Source organism: Chryseobacterium sp. 22458, from assembly GCF_052044975.1.
Taxonomy (GTDB): Bacteria; Bacteroidota; Bacteroidia; order Flavobacteriales; family Weeksellaceae; genus Chryseobacterium.
Genome location: NZ_JBQEOA010000004.1, coordinates 674,361 through 692,207 on the forward strand (window position 1 = coordinate 674,361; position 17,847 = coordinate 692,207).

Annotated in this window: 15 protein-coding genes; 7 read left to right on the top strand and 8 right to left on the bottom strand. The window is 38.3% G+C overall.

The genetic code is table 11. The features are described 5' to 3' along the window. The first annotated feature begins 415 nt into the window (after positions 1–415). The 4 genes from ACTJJF_RS17385 (at position 416) to ACTJJF_RS17400 (ending at position 7,581) form a co-directional block, all read left to right on the top strand. The gene (locus ACTJJF_RS17385) at positions 416–2,224 is read left to right on the top strand and encodes a serine hydrolase (protein ID WP_440700454.1); all 1,809 of its coding nucleotides are present in this window, start codon (positions 416–418) and stop codon (positions 2,222–2,224) included. A 38-nt stretch (positions 2,225–2,262) separates the two neighbouring features. Next, positions 2,263–2,856, top strand: coding sequence for a TlpA family protein disulfide reductase (locus ACTJJF_RS17390; protein ID WP_312305703.1), 594 nt, complete (start codon positions 2,263–2,265; stop codon positions 2,854–2,856). 267 nt (positions 2,857–3,123) lie between these two features. Further along, positions 3,124–3,912: an SDR family oxidoreductase gene (locus ACTJJF_RS17395; RefSeq protein WP_440700455.1), complete on the top strand. Its 789-nt coding sequence runs from the start codon at positions 3,124–3,126 to the stop codon at positions 3,910–3,912. 183 nt (positions 3,913–4,095) lie between these two features. Next, positions 4,096–7,581 (top strand): glycosyltransferase family 117 protein, encoded by a 3,486-nt coding sequence (locus tag ACTJJF_RS17400; RefSeq protein ID WP_440700456.1) that lies wholly within the window; start codon positions 4,096–4,098, stop codon positions 7,579–7,581. Between the two features lie 207 nt (positions 7,582–7,788). Here ACTJJF_RS17400 and ric read toward each other — a convergent pair whose 3' ends face one another. The 5 genes from ric to ACTJJF_RS17425 form a co-directional block, all read right to left on the bottom strand. Then, positions 7,789–8,514, bottom strand: a complete 726-nt coding sequence (ric, locus tag ACTJJF_RS17405) for an iron-sulfur cluster repair di-iron protein (RefSeq protein ID WP_440700457.1) — start codon at positions 8,512–8,514, stop codon at positions 7,789–7,791. A gap of 49 nt (positions 8,515–8,563) precedes the next feature. Further along, complete coding sequence (locus ACTJJF_RS17410; protein WP_312305685.1) at positions 8,564–8,986, bottom strand: c-type cytochrome; 423 nt, start codon at positions 8,984–8,986, stop codon at positions 8,564–8,566. Between the two features lie 12 nt (positions 8,987–8,998). Continuing rightward, complete coding sequence (locus ACTJJF_RS17415; protein ID WP_440700458.1) at positions 8,999–9,451, bottom strand: hypothetical protein; 453 nt, start codon at positions 9,449–9,451, stop codon at positions 8,999–9,001. Positions 9,452–9,510: 59 nt separating this feature from the next. Continuing rightward, positions 9,511–9,942 carry an RrF2 family transcriptional regulator gene (locus tag ACTJJF_RS17420; protein ID WP_312305681.1) on the bottom strand — a complete coding sequence of 144 codons (432 nt, stop codon included), beginning with the start codon at positions 9,940–9,942 and terminating at the stop codon, positions 9,511–9,513. 174 nt (positions 9,943–10,116) lie between these two features. Beyond that, positions 10,117–10,929 (bottom strand): AraC family transcriptional regulator, encoded by an 813-nt coding sequence (locus tag ACTJJF_RS17425; protein WP_312305678.1) that lies wholly within the window; start codon positions 10,927–10,929, stop codon positions 10,117–10,119. Positions 10,930–11,061: 132 nt separating this feature from the next. Between ACTJJF_RS17425 and ACTJJF_RS17430 the strand changes: the two genes are divergently transcribed. From ACTJJF_RS17430 to ACTJJF_RS17440, 3 genes are read left to right on the top strand one after another with little or no spacing between them, the layout of a single operon-like run. Continuing rightward, complete coding sequence (locus tag ACTJJF_RS17430; RefSeq protein WP_440700459.1) at positions 11,062–12,384, top strand: TolC family protein; 1,323 nt, start codon at positions 11,062–11,064, stop codon at positions 12,382–12,384. A 4-nt stretch (positions 12,385–12,388) separates the two neighbouring features. Next, entirely contained in the window at positions 12,389–13,447 is a 1,059-nt protein-coding gene (locus ACTJJF_RS17435) for an HlyD family secretion protein (RefSeq protein ID WP_440700460.1), read from the top strand. Then, a complete protein-coding gene (locus tag ACTJJF_RS17440; RefSeq protein WP_440700461.1) occupies positions 13,447–15,039 on the top strand; it encodes a beta-carotene 15,15'-monooxygenase in 1,593 nt (530 codons plus the stop codon). Before ACTJJF_RS17435 ends, ACTJJF_RS17440 begins: the two co-directional genes overlap by 1 nt. Positions 15,040–15,341: 302 nt before the next feature. Here the strand turns inward: ACTJJF_RS17440 and ACTJJF_RS17445 are convergent, their stop codons facing one another. From ACTJJF_RS17445 to ACTJJF_RS17455, 3 genes are all read right to left on the bottom strand, one after another. After that, complete coding sequence (locus tag ACTJJF_RS17445) at positions 15,342–16,376, bottom strand: S66 family peptidase (RefSeq protein ID WP_440700462.1); 1,035 nt, start codon at positions 16,374–16,376, stop codon at positions 15,342–15,344. A 172-nt stretch (positions 16,377–16,548) separates the two neighbouring features. After that, positions 16,549–17,055, bottom strand: a complete 507-nt coding sequence (locus tag ACTJJF_RS17450; RefSeq protein ID WP_440700463.1) for a transposase — start codon at positions 17,053–17,055, stop codon at positions 16,549–16,551. A gap of 8 nt (positions 17,056–17,063) precedes the next feature. Further along, positions 17,064–17,519, bottom strand: coding sequence for a MarR family winged helix-turn-helix transcriptional regulator (locus ACTJJF_RS17455; protein ID WP_312305661.1), 456 nt, complete (start codon positions 17,517–17,519; stop codon positions 17,064–17,066). Positions 17,520–17,847 lie beyond the last annotated feature (328 nt).

A 17,847-nucleotide genomic window follows, 5' to 3' on the forward strand; every position in this document is an offset into this window, starting at 1 on the left:
AGTTTATTGTTTTAAAGTAGTAAAGATTTTCTTATAGAAGGTTATAGTTTATTGATGTTGAATTAGTTGAAGAGAAAGCAGATTAGTTACACGAAAAAAATAATTTTAAAATTAAATTATCGTGAAGCAGGTACTTTTCTGGTTTCATCTGTAAGTCCGGGATTTTCAGAGGCAAATATAACCGCAAATTTCATAAAACCTTATATTATGTAGTGTATATTTCTTTTTTTAACAAATAATAATTCACTGTAGGATAATCTTAATATAGAATCTTTTAAAAAGGGAATTTATTTTTGAAGTATCTGTTCAAAGCCGCTTTACATCGGGAATATTATCATAATTTTTAGTTAATTAACCTCCTTGTTGAATTTGGATTCTGGTAAAATCATATTTTTGACGACTTAATGTAAAATCCATGAAAGCCAAAACATCTTTTTATATAGCAATTGTCCTGGGAATATTAGGGAATTCTGTTTCTGCCCAAACTACATCTGACACAGATCGTGAAATTGCTCAAGTAGAATCAGGACTGATGCCCGTTACCCGTTTTGAAGGAGAGTCACTCTGGACATTGGCCTCCCGGATGAAACATTATAACGTTCCCGGAGTAAGCATTGCCGTGATCAAAAACTCCAAAATAATCTGGAGTAAAACATACGGACTGGCAGATGTGGAATCTAAAATTCCGGTCAACTCCCGGACTTTGTTTCAGGCAGCATCTATGAGTAAGCCCGTAAGTGTTTATGCTGCATTAAGCATCGTAGAAAAAAGAAAACTTGATCCCGATGCGGACATGAATACCTATCTGACTTCATGGAAGATCCCCGAAAATCAATTTACAAAAGACAAAAAGGTCAGCCTTAAAAATATTGTCAGCCATACTGCCGGTTTTACGGTGAGCGGCTTCCCGGGATATGAGCCCGGAAAATCTGTTCCTACACTCATCCAGGTGCTGAATGGCCGGAACCCTGCCAATACTTCACCAGTTATTGTAGATCAGGTTCCCGGAAAATCCTTCCGGTATGCCGGTGGTGGATATTGTGTAATGCAGCAGATGCTTATCGATATTGAAAAGAAAGATTTTCCCACCATTATGAAGGAAAATGTACTTCAGCCACTGAATATGAAAAACAGTACTTTTGTTCAGCCATTACCGGAATCCCATGTGAAATGGGCTGCAACAGCCTATAATATGGAAGGAAAAAGAGTGCAGGGAAGATATCACACCTATCCTGAAATGGCTGCGGCAGGACTATGGACCACCGCTGAAGATCTTGCCGGATTTGTTATCGATATCCAAAATACACTGGGTAATAAAAGTACGAATATTGTTTCTCAGAAAACAGCAGAAGAGTTTACAAGCCCTTTCTTTGATAAATTTGAAGGGCTGGGGATTTTCCTTGAAAACCGTAAAGGAGAAACTTATTTCACCCATGGTGGCTGGAATGAAGGTTTTTCCAGCAAATTTATAGCAAGCAAAACCAGTGGTGATGGGGTAGTGGTTCTCACCAATACCAATAAACCCGATTTTATAGAAGAATTAGTACGGTCAGTGGCTGCAGTGTATCAATGGCCGGGATATACCAATCCTGTAAATAAGATTTTACCTTTAAAGGAAGAAGATTTCAGGCATAGCATAGGCCGCTACAGATTTAATAATTATGGTCTCTACAGAGTGTATCGTGAAAAAGGAAAACTGATGATGAGCATCAATGATATTGAGAATCCGGTGGAGCTTATAAAAGTAGGAGAAAATGCGTATACCACACGAAACTGGGACTACAGATCAGAATTTGTGAAAAATCCAGAGACCGGAAAGATGGAGCTTGTACAGATCTTGCAGGATAAAACCATCTATTCGAGAAATCCGCAATTGGGTAAGGATGAAAATACACCTTTGGAACTGATTCTGGAGGGTAACTTTGATAAAGGACTGGAAGCTTTCCGAAAAGCGAGAACTGAAAACTCTGATCATTACTTTCTTTCTGAAGATTTTCTGAATAATGTAGGATACAGCCAGCTTCGTGAAAAAAAATATACAAAGGCCATTGATATTTTCAGGACGATTAATGCATTATATCCTGAAAATAAAACAGTCTATGAAAGTTTGGGAGAAGCCTATCTGAAAGCCGGAAAGAAAGAGAATGCCAAACAGGTTTATTGTAAAGCGCTGGAAATAAATCCCGAAAATGAAAATGCAGCAAAGGCATTGAAAACACTTTAATAAAGAAGGGTAAAAGTCTTGTATTCAAAATAAAAAAAATGGAAAATCTGAAAAAATGGATCGGCAATAACTGGTCTACACTTATTTTAACAATTCTCTTTGTGATACTGTTAGTCAGTCCGGACGCCAAAGCATGGCTGATGAGACAGGTCGCTTCAACCGGATTATTAAATTCCAGTATATCTGAGGTTAAAAAAAGTCCGGAAGCAGCTTCAGGAGTATCTTATGCAGATTTCAGCCTGAAAAACGAGGCAGGCAAGGCTGTTCAGATATCAGATTTGAGAGGAAAAGTGGTTTTTATCAATTTTTGGGCATCATGGTGCCCGCCATGCCGGGCAGAATTTCCTTCCGTTCAGAAGTTTTATGAAAAATATCATTCAGATCCGGATCTGGTTTTCCTGACGGTGAATCTGGATGATGATCCTGCATTGGGACAAGCTTACCTGAAGAAAAACAGGTTTACACTTCCATTGCTGACGACAAATGGACCCGTTCCGAAAGAAATTTATGACGGATCATTACCTACAACCGTAGTTTTGGATAAAAAAGGAGAAATAAGACTCCATCACACTGGTGTGGCAGATTATAGCAAAGAATCTTTTTACAGAGAAATTGAGATGCTGTTGAAGTAAATGACTAATGATAATATCGTACTATGAAGAAATCCCGTCTTGATTTTAATAACGTACTTATTGCAAGTAAAGCTCCCGGGTCAGACCAGTATCAATTGAGATTTTCACATCAAAAGAATATAGAAGTCAGCCTGCTATGACCTTATTTTGAAAAAGAAGAAGCTGAAACCCTGAATTTGAAAAGACCTTATAAACCTTCTGATTCCCATTGATTCTGAAGGTTTTTTTCTTATCTTTATGTAACAAAATTATAATCACAGAAAGGATATGAATATTCAACTTTTTTCAAAAAATGCACTGGTAGGAGCAGCTACGCAGGGAATTGGAGCAGGAATAGCCACTGAGCTGGCAAAATGTGGTGCAAATGTCACTATAATGGCCCGCAATGAAGAAAAACTTAAGGGTTTCATGGCTACGTTACCCATAGTGAATTCGGAGCAGAAACATCAGTATCTTGTAGCAGATTTTTCAGATTTTGAAAGCTATAAGAAAATCATTACTGAATATTTTAATATCCATTCTGTAGATATTCTGGTGAATAATACCAATGGTCCGGAACCGGGGCTGGCTCTTGAAAAAAACGTGGAAGATTATCAGAAAGCCTTCAATCTTCTTTTTAAGACCGTTTGTGAAACCACTCTGCTGGCTTTACCTTATATGATCAAACAGGGAAGTGGGCGTATCATCAATGTTTCCTCACTATCTGTGAAAGAACCTATAGGAAATCTGGCACTTTCCAATTCCATCCGCTCAGCAGTGATTGCCTGGGCTAAAACTTTATCCAATGAAGTCGCTCAGCATCATATCACCGTCAATAACGTTCTGACAGGCTATTTCGACACGGAAAGGATTCAGAACATTATCCACCATGAGTCACAACAGACAGGATATTCTACAGAAGAAATAAAAAAAGCAAGAGAAAATAAAATTCCTATGAAAAGACTGGGGAAAACTGAAGAATATGGCCATCTGGTTGCTTTTCTTGCTTCAGAATATGCCTCATATCTTACCGGAACAAGCATCCCTTTGGACGGTGGGCTCAATAATACCTATTAATTTATTCAGTTTTAAATGAACTTTATATATTGAATTCAAGTTGGTTAATGCTGTGTTTTTGGTATCTGAAACCTTCCGGCCTCCTTCTTCCACTTCCAAACCCTTCATTTAATAAAAATTTTTATTTTCCCATGTAATAAACTCTTTCCATCAGTTGTCTTATCTATTATTGGAAAATAGTATATGAAAAACTGGTCTTTTAAAAAATGGAACACCGTACTCGGATGGTTCCTCTTCGCTATTGCATTGATTACTTATCTGTCTACCATTGAACATTCCCTCAGTTTCTGGGATTGCGGGGAGTATATTTCTTCAGCGGTAAAACTGGAGGTTACCCACGCTCCGGGAGCCGCTTTATTCCAGATTCTGGGAGCTGTGGCCAGTATTTTTGCATTGGGGAAAGCAGAGAATTATTCAATTGTTATCAATGCAATGTCGGCACTTTGCAGCGCATTTACTATTTTGTTCCTGTTCTGGACCATTACTCATTTTTTAAGACGTCTTTTAAATAAAGATTTTGAAGAAATTACCAAACATCAGGAAATTGCCATTCTGTTTGCGGGAGTAACGGGTGCTTTATGCTTTACCTTTTCCGATACATTCTGGTTTTCAGCAGTTGAAGGAGAAGTGTATTCTATGGCGTCTATGTTTATCGCATTGCTGGTATGGCTTGTTACAAAATGGGAGAACGATTATAAGGCTGCTGACAGTGAACGGTGGATCATTCTTATTTTCTTTGTCATAGGTCTTTCCGTAGGCGTACATATGATGTGTATGCTGGCAATACCTGCTATCTGTCTGATCTATTATGCCAGAAACTATACCTTTACCTGGAAGAATTTTATACTCGCCAATCTGATTACCCTGGGAGTTCTGGCCTTTGTGTTTAAAATGATTTTCCCACTGATTATGACCATGTTCGGGAAGCTGGAAATTTTCTTTGTCAACGGATTGGGGCTTCCTTTCCATTCCGGGACGATTGCAGCATTTGTTTTAATGGCGGCTATCTGTTATCTGGTGATCAGATATGCAGGGAAAACAAAGAAAAATGTCTATCAGACCATTGCTTTATCTGTTGTGTATATGATCATAGGCTTTTCATGCTGGCTGGTGATTCCGATCCGGGCTAATGCCAATCCGCCCATGAATCTTAACGATCCTGATACGGCTATCGGAATGAGGGATTATTACAACAGGGAACAATACGGAGACTGGCCTACCATCTATGGGCAGAATTATACTGCATTTCTTGATAGAAGCGGAATTGAGAAAAATGAAGACGGAAGCTATAAAAGAGATATAACCGGAGATATTTATGAAAAAGATGAAAAAACCGGAACTTACAGGAAAACAGGAGAACGCTTCAACTATGTTTTCAATAAATCTCATATAAGCTTTATGCCTAGAATGTTTAAAGAAGACAAGGAAATAATGGCCAATTATATTGCTTTATACGGAGCTCCTGATTTTACATTCAATTATGATAATGAAGATGTGGCAGACAATCCTCAGGCTAAGCAGATCTTTGACGAGCTGAGGGCAAAATATGAGGACGATTCCATTACGGTGGAAGATTATATGAAGGTAAAACCTTATGATCTGATCAAAGTACAAAGACCTTCTCTTGCACAGAATATGGATTATTTTATTTCCTTTCAGAACGGATATTATTTTGTGCGGTATCTGATGTGGAACTTTGTCGGAAGACAGAATGACCTTCAGGGACATATGGAAAATACCCAGGGAAACTGGATCTCAGGATTTTCATTCATTGATAATGCTTTATTGGGAAATCAGGATCATCTTCCTGCCAAATTTAAAAATGAAAGTACCGTAAAATTCTTTTTTCTGCCATTGATTTTAGGCTTGATAGGATTCTTTTTCCAGCTGAACCGGGATTTCGGGAGATTCTATGCCCTTCTTTCCCTTTTTATTCTGACGAGCGTAGGTATTGTTTTTTATACAGGAGTAAAACCATTTGAAGTAAGAGAAAGAGATTATGCCATGGTAGGATCATTCTATGCTTTTGCCATCTGGATCGGACTGGGAGTTGGTGCTATCTTATGGTTTCTTCAATCCAGAATCAGGTCCAATGCCACTAATATGATATTGGGAATACTTCTGTTGGGAATTCCTTTTATGATGGGCTTCCAGAATTACAAATCGCATGACAGAAGTAAAAAGACAGCCGCTTATGATTCAGCATATTCATTTCTGGCATCTTTACCCAAAAATGATATTTTTTTCATTTACGGTGACAATGATACTTTTCCGGTATGGGCAATCCAGGAAACGGAAAGATTCAGAGATGATGTAAAGACGGTTAATTTTACCCTTTTGGCCACTCCTTGGAATATTGACCAGGTGAAAAGAAGAACTTATAATGCGATGGGAATACCGGGAGAGTTAACTCATGAGGAATACAGAGACGGGGTCAATGATCAGGTTTATCTGATGAAGAAAGACGATTGGGAAGGGTTATTTGCTATGTTAAAAGAGCAGGGAGCACCTGAAACGGAATTCCAGGAATTCAGAAAGTATCTTATTCAGGATTCTCTGACGCTGAAAGAAGCAATAAAGTTTCTGAAATCCAAATCTCCTGCAAAAGATGAACTGCTGAAAATGTATTTCGGGGAAAAAGAATACGAGAAATATAATATTATTCCGGTCAATAAATTTATTCTTCCTGTCAACAAAGAAAATGCTGTGAAGGCAGGCATTATTAACAAAGAAGATCTTCCTGTGGCAGTTGATCACATCACGATCAATTATGAAGCGAATACCCTTTATAAAAGCAATCTTATGATGCTTGATATGCTGGCGAACTTCGACTGGAAACGGCCGGTTAATTTCTCATCGGGAGGAATGTATGACAGTGAAAATATTTTTTACCTGGATGACTATCTGCAGTTTGACGGGTTCAGCTACAGGCTAATACCGATCCGTACTCCGCAAGCTCCTGATGGAGATAAAGGAAGGGTAGATGCAAATGCTCTTTACAACGTAGTGAAAAACTACAAATGGGGAAATTTCAAAGACTTAAGCATTTATTATGATGAAACGGCTACTTCCAATATCATTGGTTACAGAATGTCTGTAAGCAGAGCGGTCTCTGCCCTTGTAAAGAGTGGTCAAAAAGCCAAAGCCTTGGAGCTGCTGGATCTTGTGAACAGAGAAATTCCTGCCGGAAAGTATAATGATCCACGCTCACTGAGTTCCATCGTTACGGGCTATATTGTTGCCGGGCAGGAACAGAAAGGACTTCAGCTGGCAGAAAATCTTAAAAAAGATATATTTGATGAATACGAATACTATCAGAAACTTTCTCCTTCATTCCGGGCAGCTGCGAAAAAACAGATACGTTCAAAACCTATGGAATATGCACTGGTAGTATCTGCAGTTACAGAAGCTTACAGAATGGCAGGACAGAATGAAAAGGCTCATGCTTATGTATTGAAATCTGTGGTGCCGGTAGATCAGAAATTCAATGTCTTTGTGAAAGGACTTCAGCAAATGGGAAAAGAGAAAGCAATGAAAGAATCTGAAAATATTCAGCAGATTGTTCCTTTCTATCAATATTTATTTGACGTGATAAAACCTTTGGATTCCACTTATTCAAAAAAGAAAGAAGAACAGATTACTAAAGCAATGATCAAAGCTACACAATAAGTGGAGTGATGGAATTTTGAAATAATTTAAACCATTACGATGTAATAAGATTTCAAGAGTTAAGAAAAGCTTTACTTTCGGAGAATTCTTAAAAGCCTTTTGAGTTCTTAATCCTTTATCAGATATTAACAGTTCATTTAATATAGTTTGTAATTAAAAAAGCCTTAGCCTTCAATGGTTAAGGCTTTTTGACTGCCATGTGAAAAACTAGACTTTTGCTGATAATTCTTTTTCCAGTTGAATGGCCTTTGGAAACAGAATATTATTTTCCAGATGAATATGCTTGTGCAGGTCATTTTCAAAATCCTGGAGCATGGCAAATGCTACTTTATAAGTATTGCACGCATCTGCAGGTGGCAGATATTCATCAGTGATTTCAGCAATTTTTCTGAAGCGGTCTCCTTCTACGGTATGCTCATGCTGCATCATATTGACAGGGTTTTCCACTGTTCCGAAAACAGCTTGTGGAAGCTGGCCGCCGGATATCTTTGCTTTCATCATATTTCTGACAAAAGGAAAAAGAATAAGCTCTTCTTTTTTCATATGAGCAGCCAGATCATGAGCTGACTCATTAAATAAGGCATTGATTTCAAATAATTCCGGGTGCCTTTCTCCATGAACCCGGCATAGTTTATCAAGAAAAGACTGTAAAACCAGAGTTTTCTCTTCTACATAACGATGATGGGTTTTCTCTATATAATCTGCCAGAAGATCCAGAGGCCAGCTGCTGAAATCTATGGCCGCACCATCATTTTTAGGAAGCGCTTCCAGCTCTATATAAATTTTTTCCGGATCAATCTTCTTGCTGTTGCAGGCGTCTGCAATACTTCTTCCGCCTTTACAGCAGAAATCAATTCCGTTTTTTTTAAAGATGGCAGCTGCTCTGAAGTCTTCTGCGACAATATTTCCTATAAAATCTGTTCTGGTATTCATAATATACTATTTTTTTTATAAATCTGATTTGAATTTTGTGGGACAAAAACTACTTTTTAAGCGAAAGAATGTATTTTACCATCTGTTTCGCATCATCTTTGCTGAGCCCTTCATGGGGAGTCATCGGGATATCTCCCCAGTTTCCTTTTCCGCCTTCTATGATTTTCTGAGCCAGCTGATCAATATCTGCTTTTGTATATTTTGCAGCAACATCCTGATAAGAAGGACCTATCAGTTTGGCATCTACCTTATGACAGGCGAGACAATCAGCTGCTTCAATCAGCTTGAAAGCAGGATCGGCAGAGGTATTTGATGATACAGCAGGTTCTGATGGTGGAGTGGGTTGTGGTTCCGTTTGCCCTGTGGAGGGTTCCGGGATGGGGATTGGTGTTGTTCCGCTTTTTTCAGAACATGAAAGCATAATCATTGTCAGAATCATCATCATAGCGGTATTTAAAAATCGTGTTTTCATAATGCGATGTGTTTATGATTGAATTTGTTTCTTTTTAAACTGTGATAGAATAGCGGCTATCAATAGGATAATCTTGATAACTTCAGCATAGATAAAATAGTTATGCAATGGGGTAGCGAGCAATGCTTTTCCTGCTGAAAGAGCATCTGCTCTGATATCCAGAACCGGAAGCATCCAGAATTTTTCGAGGACAAGAATACATGTTAATATACTAAAGAGAATGAAATCAGTTTTAGTATAATTCTTACGGCTGATGATCATGAAAACCATAATGAATACTAAAAATGCAGCCTGAATATTCGTAGAAATTCCAAACATAAGTTTTCCTAATCCTAATGCTATGGGAAGCGTTATCCCCGGAACCTGAAATTTAAGCGGGGTTTCTAAAAAACTGACTGTTACAAACATTCCCGTCATCAGACAGAGCAATATTAATACAACTGGATTTTTAAGAATGAATTTCATTTTTACTAATTTAATATATTAAGACCTTTTTATCTTTTATTGTGTTAAATTTTTTTCTCTTATGTTTTAAGGTGGGTTAACTGCAGATCCAGGTTATCAACAAACATTTGTATTTTGGAGGTTTCAAGCATAATCCGGAGATCCTGTCTGATGCTTTTAAACTGATCATGAAGCGGGCATGGGTGAAGCTCAGAACATTGGTCAAGCCCAAGTCCGCAGCCTGAGAAGAGTTTGTCTCCGTCAATTTCTTTTACAATATCAGCAATGCTTGTGTTCAGATTTTTCTGATCCATATAAAAACCGCCATTCGGGCCTTTTGCAGATTGTACAAATCCTTTTCTGCTCAGATCCTGAAGTATTTTTGCAATAAAATGTTCAGGGGAATGAATGCTTTTGGCAATGTCTTTAATCCCGACCCTGCTGTCGTTTTTAGACTGCTGGGCAATGTAAATTAAAGCTCTTAAAGCATATTCGCAGGTTTTGGAAAACATGTTCTCTGAATTTTATAAGACAAATGTAATAACTTATTTTTAATAAAAGATAAAAAAGTCTTTTATTTTTACTGAAGATTGATATAGATCATGATTTTTTAAAAATTTCCCGACTGAAGACGCGTTATTCCTCTTCACCGGAAAGGTGTTAAATTTTTTGATTTGAAGGGTTGGTCATGCTACCGGACTCTTAAATGCCTTACTGCTTTTCCTGAGATCCGACGGTCTTGACTGGGTAAATTCGTGAAAAGTATCGCTGAAAGCACTGATGGAGCTATATCCCACATCATCAGCAATTTCATTTATGGGTTTATCGGTATTTAAAAGCAATTCAATCGCTTTGATGATTCTTAGAGTTTTCAGATACTGAAGAAAAGAAATATCCATATCTGCCTTGAACAGACGGGACATGGAACGTTCACTCAACCCGAACCTGGCGCTTACATTACCCAATGTGAGTTTTTCGCCGATATTCCATTCAAGATAGGAAACAATCTTCATCATCTGCTTGTTGTGAGTTGCAGGTAGAATAATGGGTAAAGGTTGTTTGTGGGTTTTAGGTAAGATCTTTTTTAATGCCACTAAAAATTCAAAATTTTCATCCTTCTCCATTACGTGTTTTTCATCCCATATTTCTGTGTATTTGATCATTTGAATCAGCAATTCCGAAGCAGGATAAATTCCGAGTTTACCATAAAACGGATCTGAAACATCATCATGGGCATAGAAATAAAGTGACCGGAGTACAGTAGCGGTATGGCCGATCTCTAAAATATGTTCCATTCCCTGGGGGATCCAGAAGAAATGTCTGGCAGGAACTACATAGGTCCGGTTATCAATGGTTATATAGGCGATACCGCCCTCTACATAGCTCAGCTGTCCCTTGGTATGCTTGTGAAACGGAATCAGCTTTTCTGATTTTTCATGCATGACGAAGACACTTTTGTCGTGTTTATCAATATCCGGAAGCGCAGCAATTAATCCCATAAAAGAACTTGAATTGTAATGAAAATGCAAATATAATCATTTGGCCGGAATCATGTAAAACTTGACTATTTTAGGTAAATATAATTTCCGGATTGAAGATAAATTTGCAGTGCAATAATTCGAAAAATTCAAATGAAAATCTATGTCACCGGACTGCTGATACTGGGAACTTCCTATACTATATCAGCCCAGACAGGCAGTCCAAAGAATGATACCATCCGGATTTCCCTAAAAGACGCATGGAAGAGAGCTGAAGAAAACAGCCGTCATATTAAAATCAAAACCATTGGTGTAGACATTGCCGAAGCTGAAGTAAAAGATGCCAAAAGGGAAAGGCTTCCTGAAATAGAAGTAAAAGGGTCTGCAGAAAAAGCATCCAACATTCCCATCTATGAAAACGGAATTTTTTCCAAACCTACCCAGCACGAAGTCATACACACGCTTTACAGAGCCGGAGCAGATTTTTATTTAAATATTTACAACGGAAACAAACTGAATCTTAAAATCAAAGAAAACCAGACGCTTCAGAAAATCAGTAATATCCGTAAAGAACAGTCCGTTTCTGATATTCATTATAAAACAGCAACACTTTATCTTGAACTTCAGAAGACCCTTATTTTCAGAGATCTTATAAAACAGGATATTGCGGACCAGGTGACACAATTGAAGGAAATAAAGGCTCTGTATAAAAACGGAGTGGTACTGAAGAGTGATGTTTTAAGAACAGAGCTTGAACTTTCCAAACGGAAAATGACTCTGATGACCATTGAGAATGATATTCTTATTGCCACCCAGAAGCTGAATATTATTTTAGGAATTCCGGATGAGCAGGTAGTCATTCCCGAAGCTCCCTTTAGTCAGTGGGATGAAAATACAACTTATAATGAATATCTGAAACTGGCACTGGATCACTCTTTTGATTATCACGTTTCAGAACAGCAGACCGAACTGAGCAAGATTAAGCTCAAGCAGGTAAAGGCAAATGTAAGACCTAAAATAGGTATGTATGGAGAATTTTATTATGCCAATCCGCAGATCTTCCTTTACCCTTACAATCCATACTGGTATTCATTGGGAATTGTCGGAGTAAAAGCCTCGTTTTCCATTTCCTCTCTTTATCATAATACGCAGAAGGTGAAAGCCGCTGCACTGGAATTTGAAAAGGAAGAAGAGGTACATAAAGATACGGAAGATAGAGTAAGACAACAGGTAAAAGAAGCCTATTTGCGATACCAGGAAGCATTGGAACAGATCAGAGTTGCAGAGACCAACGTGGCCCAGGCAAAGGAAAATGCTAGAATTATCAAAAATACCTACTTCAACCAGACTTCCCTCATTACAGAACTTCTGGATGCAGATATACAGCTTCTTCAGACAAAATTTGAATTGGAAGCAGCAAAAATCATGGCACAGAACAATTATTATTTACTACAAAACATCACAGGCGTTTTATAAAACAATGAAAAAAAAATACACTCCCACTGACAGACTGATCACCAAAATCACAGGATGGATCGCCGTCTGTATTGTTGCTGCACTTGTTGTCTGGGGCGGTTTTACCCTTAAAAGTTATTATCAGTATGAGCAAACCAATGATGCACAGGTTCAGGAATACATCAATCCTGTTATTTCAAGAGCCGGAGGATTTATTGTAGCCGTAAAGTTTGAGGAAAATCAGGAAGTAAAGAAAGGCGATACCCTTTTACTGATAGACAACCGTGAATATGTTCTTCAGCAGCAGCAAACCCAGGCTGCCCTTCAGAAAGCCCGTGCCGAACTAAAAGTACTGGAGAGCAATACCAGCACAACCGCAAAAGAAGCTGCTTCTGCACAGGCACAGGTTGAAGCCAGTAAAGCAAAAGTATGGAAGCAGCAGCTTGATTACAACCGTTATAAGAAGCTTTATGACGAAGAATCTGCTACTAAACAGAGACTTGAAGATGTGAAAGCAACATTGGATGTGAATGAAAGTGAATATCAATCGTCACAGGAAAATTATGCAGCTTCTGTATCTAAAATAAATGACATCCAGGCTGAAAAAACAGTAGTGCAGGCAGAAATCACCAGATTGGCGGCGTTATTGAACCGCCATAAACTGGATGTAAGCTATACGGCAGTAGTAGCTTCGTATGATGGAAGAATGGGACGGAGAACGGTTGAAGTAGGACAGATGATTGACGCCGGAGAAACCCTTGCATTTATTGTTAATAATGAAACTGATAAATGGGTGGTGGCCAATTATAAAGAAACTCAGATCAGAGATATGCACATCGGCGATCGTGTAAAAATAATTGCTGATTCCTATCCGGACAGGGAATTTCAGGGAACAATAATCTCGCTTTCACCAGCTACGGGTTCCAGTTTTTCACTCTTACCACCTGATAATTCCACAGGAAATTATGTGAAAATTGTACAGCGTATTCCTGTGAGGATCAGAGTGGATGGACAACGGAAAGATATTGACATCCTTAAAATGGGAATGAATGTCAACGTATATGCCAATAAAAAACATTCCTGATGGCTAAAAGACAAATGCCTTTCTTTAAAAGATGGGTCCCGGAATGGCTGGTGAAAATTATCCTTTTTGCCATGACGCTGCCGGGAATCATCATATTCTTTCTGCCTCTGGCCAATGTGAATGCTGCCGCAGGATATTACGGAAGTGAGCCGGCTGATATTCAGTTTGCAGTAGCTTTGTTCTATGCAGGATATGTAGGATTTTACAGTCTGGAAAGAAGGTTTTTCAGCTTTCTGGCTGCTAAAGAATATTTTTTATTATTTACAACCTTACAGATAGTGGCCTGTCTTATCTGCTATTTTACCCGTGAAATATATGTTCTCTTTCCGGTACGTTTTATTCAGGGAATGTTGTTTGCCGGGAATGTAAACCTGTCACTTACGCTGATCTTTACCAGGCTGAGCAGTGAAAGAGGGCGGGAGATCAGTTTCTCTGTATTCTTCGGTATTCTGATCTGTGCCCTGCCTTTCAATAATCTGATTACAGCGGATCTCATAGACTCCTATAATTTTAATATTGTCTACAAAACCGCTATATTTTCATACCTGCCGGGACTTATCTTCCTGACCTTTGCCATGAGCAATTACAGGACACACGCCAGGTTTCATTTGTATAAGCTGGATTGGCAGAGCTTTGCGGTGTTCAGTACCATTCTGGTGCTTATCGGGTATATTGCTATTTTCGGACAGGAATATTACTGGCTTGAAGATAACCGGATTTTGGGAAGCATAATTGCGATCATTATTCTGGGCGGGATATCTGTATTCAGGCAGCATTCGATCAAAAGACCTTATATTGATTTGCAGGTTTTCCGTTACAGGAATTTTAAAGTAGGGCTGATGATCCTTTTCGTAATGTATATCTGTCGTTTTGCTTCAGGTATTACCAATACTTATTTTGCCACAGAGCTGCATCTTGATCCGTTTTATATATCCTATATCAATATTTTTAATCTTTCAGGATTGGTGATTGGGGTTATTATTGCCTGTTGTATGGTTCTGCAGAAGAAGAGGATACAGTATATCTGGGTGCCAGGCTTTTTAATGATGCTGCTGTTTCATGTTTTGATGTATTATTCCTTTGATGTGCAGGCGGATGAGTTCAATTATTATATTCCGTTATTTCTTCAGGGGCTGGGTGTGGGATTGATCATGGTTCCTACCATTATTTTTATTATATCATCCGTTCCTGCCTCTATTGGTCCATCAGCTGCTGCAATGGGGTTAGCGATACGTTATCTGGGATTCTGTGCAAGTATTGCCCTGATCAATTTTTTTGAATTTTATGAAAAGAGCCGTCATTATAATGCCTTTCAGGATCATCTAAGTGCTGTAGACCCTTTTGTAAAAGACTTTCTTCATAAGCAGACTGCTAAACTTATCGCAAGGGGAATGCCCGAAGATCACGCTGTAAAGGCTTCCGATAAATTATTGGTAGGAAGGATGAATGTGCAGGATCATGTACGTTTTGCTATGGATTATTATGAAATGATGATATGGCTTCTTGCAGGTTTTCTGTTACTGATCATGCTGTTCCCCTATCTGAACCGTACGGCACTTTATTTAAAATCCCGCAGATTATCTCCTGCGTAGCCATAATGTATGATTAAATCAGCTCCTTTCACTTACGGGTTTTATTTATTCTGTTGATCATGCAGGGATAGCGGGATTTCTTTCCTTTTTATAAAGGTTTTTATATCAGAAAGTATAGCTTATTAGCTAATTTTATAGTAAGAGTGGTAAGACTGTCTTTAAAAGGCAGTCTTTTTTATTGCTTACAATCAGGGATGTGTTGTGGCAAAGCTCAGAAATGAAGGACTAAGAGATCAAATGATAGGGTAAATTTCCGGCGGCTGAAAGCCGCCGGAAATTAATTTTAATCAATATTTTTAATTTTAGAGAACCCCGCTTTCTAAGATTGAAAATGTCTGATCTATACAATTGATCTCTGCAAGCCTTCCATAGGGAAGCGTAAAAGTAGGGCAGGTATGTCCGAAATCCATCTGAGTGATGACAGGAAAATCATATAGACCTTCTTCATCAAGTACTTTAAGGATTTCCGATTCATATGCTTCTGCATACAGATTATCATAGGGACGTCCAAAAATAATACCCTTGGCATTTCCCAGGATTCCCATAGAGGCATAGTTTCTCAGCCACCATCTTACATATTCCGGTTTGGGTTTGTCTTCTGAGGTTTCAAAAAACAGAATACAACCCTTCCAAACTTCCGGATCCGGCCAGTAATCTGTTCCTTTCAGCATTTCCAGAACTTCCATACAACCTCCTATCAATGGTCCCTGTACGATAGAGTTTCCTCTGATAAAGCGCCAACCTGCAGGAGGGGTCAGTTTTCTTTTTATATCCTGTAGGGAAACGTCAAACCAGTCAAGAAATTCTGTGGTCCAGCCTTCTTTGTTCGGATGAATCTGTCCGATAACTGAAGGTGAAAATAAGGTTCTGTTGATATCATCAATCTGATATTTATGCATTGCTTCGTTTTCAGCAAATCCCACCAATAGGGACGTGCCGTAGAATGAACTTAAACCGGCTTTAAGACAGATAAAATGAGCCACGGTACTGTCGGAAAATCCCAGGAATATTTTGGGGTTGTTTTTAATGATATCAAGATCAATATATTTCAGCATTCTGATACTGTCATCACCGCCAATATTGGAAATAACAGCTTTTACAGAAGGATCTGAAAATGCTTCCATAAGGTCCTGAGCTCTGGCTTCCGGATGATCATAAATCCATTGGGCCGGCTGCAAAGCATTTTTCGTTTCAGTAACTTCCAGGTTGAAAATCCGGTATAACCGTTCCTTGCCTTTCAGATAACGGTGTGGCAGTTCACCGGCAGCTCCCCATGACATGGAAATTGTGGCTACTTTATCACCACCGGTTAATCTTTTGGGTGCAATTAATTTCATAAATATTGAACTATTAAAAACAGAAAGCTGAGATGATGAGAATTTACCTGTTGAGAAATCAATCTTTTAAGGGCTTTTTAGCTTTATTTCTTTCAAAAATAGGACATCTTTGGAAAAAATACAAAGATAAGTTCCTGGAAATCTTAAATTTTCTTGTCTTACTATCTGATCTCTATGATGATCGAAGATTCAATACTTTGATACAGAGCGGAATAAATCCTATAGAAATGGCGATGAAAATAGCAACACGTATATAATTAAGCTTTTGCCAGGCTGAGGTTCTGTAAGCCAGATTCTCAGGGATAACTGAAGTTTCTGCCAGCTTCTGAAAATCGATAATATTAGGAGCAAAAAATATCAGAGTCCAGGCTCTCACTGCAATATGGGCAATAAACAGAATGAAAAGCCAATTTCTTACCGGATCTATTTTCCAGCAAAAAACTAGGGCAAGAATAAAGGCAATTTCGTGTACAGAATGAAATACAATCCAGAATATTTTCAGGCTTACTCCTTTTCCATCCAGCAGTAATTTAAAATTCTCAGGGGGTGAAGATACCCATTTAGGTACAAATACAAATGTCTCAAAGATCTGGGCACCATTCATCATAAAATAGAGTAGTGCTGTGATGCAGAGCCAGATTTCTGCACGTACTACATCAGTTGTTGTTAAGCTTTCCATGGTTTATATTATGAGTTGTTTATATCATTTACGGTTTCTTGCATGATTGCCGTAGCTCCATTGAAATAGCGTTCGATGGTTTTTATTTCGTCTTCAGAAAACGTTGAGACCAGCTGCATGGTTTTCTGCTGTAGCACCTCGAAAACAGGCCCCAGCAATTTCATACTGTTTTCAACATTGGGAATGATGAGTACTTTTCTCCGGTCTTCTTTAGTGAATTGCCTTTTAACAAGTTCTTTTTTTTCCAGGCGGTCTATTAGTCCCGTGACTGCTCCGGTGGTAAGTCCTGTCAGTTTTGAAATTTCCCCGGCCGTTATGGTATCATATGGTAAAATCAGACCAAGGTACTTATGATCAGCGCTGGATAAGCCTGCTTTTCTGGCAATAGCTTCATGCATGAAAATAGAAGCATCTGAATATTGTCTGCTGGCTTTCCTGAATTGTTCAATAATATCTTTATTCATGATTATCTTATTTAATTGTTATCTTAATCGCTAAGATATATATAGTTTTTAAATTGAACAAATAATTTTTATCCTCAAAAAATGAAAACATATATGGTTTTATAAAAAAATAATTTTTCGTAATTAATTTATAAACAGATGTTTAATTATTTTAATGGAATTTTCCTGATAAAAAAGCGTGAAAAGCTTGTATTTAAAGGAGATTTTCCTATCTTTGCAGTCCCTTAAACAAAGGGATTTACTTAAAAAAGTAAGTGGCCGACTCGGTAGCTCAGCTGGTAGAGCAATACACTTTTAATGTATGGGTCCTGGGTTCGAATCCCAGCCG

Bases quoted from the DNA above. Each gene is read 5' to 3' on its own strand.
- ACTJJF_RS17385 (WP_440700454.1), top strand. From the start codon at position 416: ATGAAAGCCAAAACATCTTTTTATATAGCAATTGTCCTGGGAATATTA.
- ACTJJF_RS17390 (WP_312305703.1), top strand. From the start codon at position 2,263: ATGGAAAATCTGAAAAAATGGATCGGCAATAACTGGTCTACACTTATT.
- ACTJJF_RS17395 (WP_440700455.1), top strand. From the start codon at position 3,124: ATGAATATTCAACTTTTTTCAAAAAATGCACTGGTAGGAGCAGCTACG.
- ACTJJF_RS17400 (WP_440700456.1), top strand. From the start codon at position 4,096: ATGAAAAACTGGTCTTTTAAAAAATGGAACACCGTACTCGGATGGTTC.
- ric (WP_440700457.1), bottom strand. From the start codon at position 8,514: ATGAATACCAGAACAGATTTTATAGGAAATATTGTCGCAGAAGACTTC.
- ACTJJF_RS17410 (WP_312305685.1), bottom strand. From the start codon at position 8,986: ATGAAAACACGATTTTTAAATACCGCTATGATGATGATTCTGACAATG.
- ACTJJF_RS17415 (WP_440700458.1), bottom strand. From the start codon at position 9,451: ATGAAATTCATTCTTAAAAATCCAGTTGTATTAATATTGCTCTGTCTG.
- ACTJJF_RS17420 (WP_312305681.1), bottom strand. From the start codon at position 9,942: ATGTTTTCCAAAACCTGCGAATATGCTTTAAGAGCTTTAATTTACATT.
- ACTJJF_RS17425 (WP_312305678.1), bottom strand. From the start codon at position 10,929: ATGGGATTAATTGCTGCGCTTCCGGATATTGATAAACACGACAAAAGT.
- ACTJJF_RS17430 (WP_440700459.1), top strand. From the start codon at position 11,062: ATGAAAATCTATGTCACCGGACTGCTGATACTGGGAACTTCCTATACT.
- ACTJJF_RS17435 (WP_440700460.1), top strand. From the start codon at position 12,389: ATGAAAAAAAAATACACTCCCACTGACAGACTGATCACCAAAATCACA.
- ACTJJF_RS17440 (WP_440700461.1), top strand. From the start codon at position 13,447: ATGGCTAAAAGACAAATGCCTTTCTTTAAAAGATGGGTCCCGGAATGG.
- ACTJJF_RS17445 (WP_440700462.1), bottom strand. From the start codon at position 16,376: ATGAAATTAATTGCACCCAAAAGATTAACCGGTGGTGATAAAGTAGCC.
- ACTJJF_RS17450 (WP_440700463.1), bottom strand. From the start codon at position 17,055: ATGGAAAGCTTAACAACAACTGATGTAGTACGTGCAGAAATCTGGCTC.
- ACTJJF_RS17455 (WP_312305661.1), bottom strand. From the start codon at position 17,519: ATGAATAAAGATATTATTGAACAATTCAGGAAAGCCAGCAGACAATAT.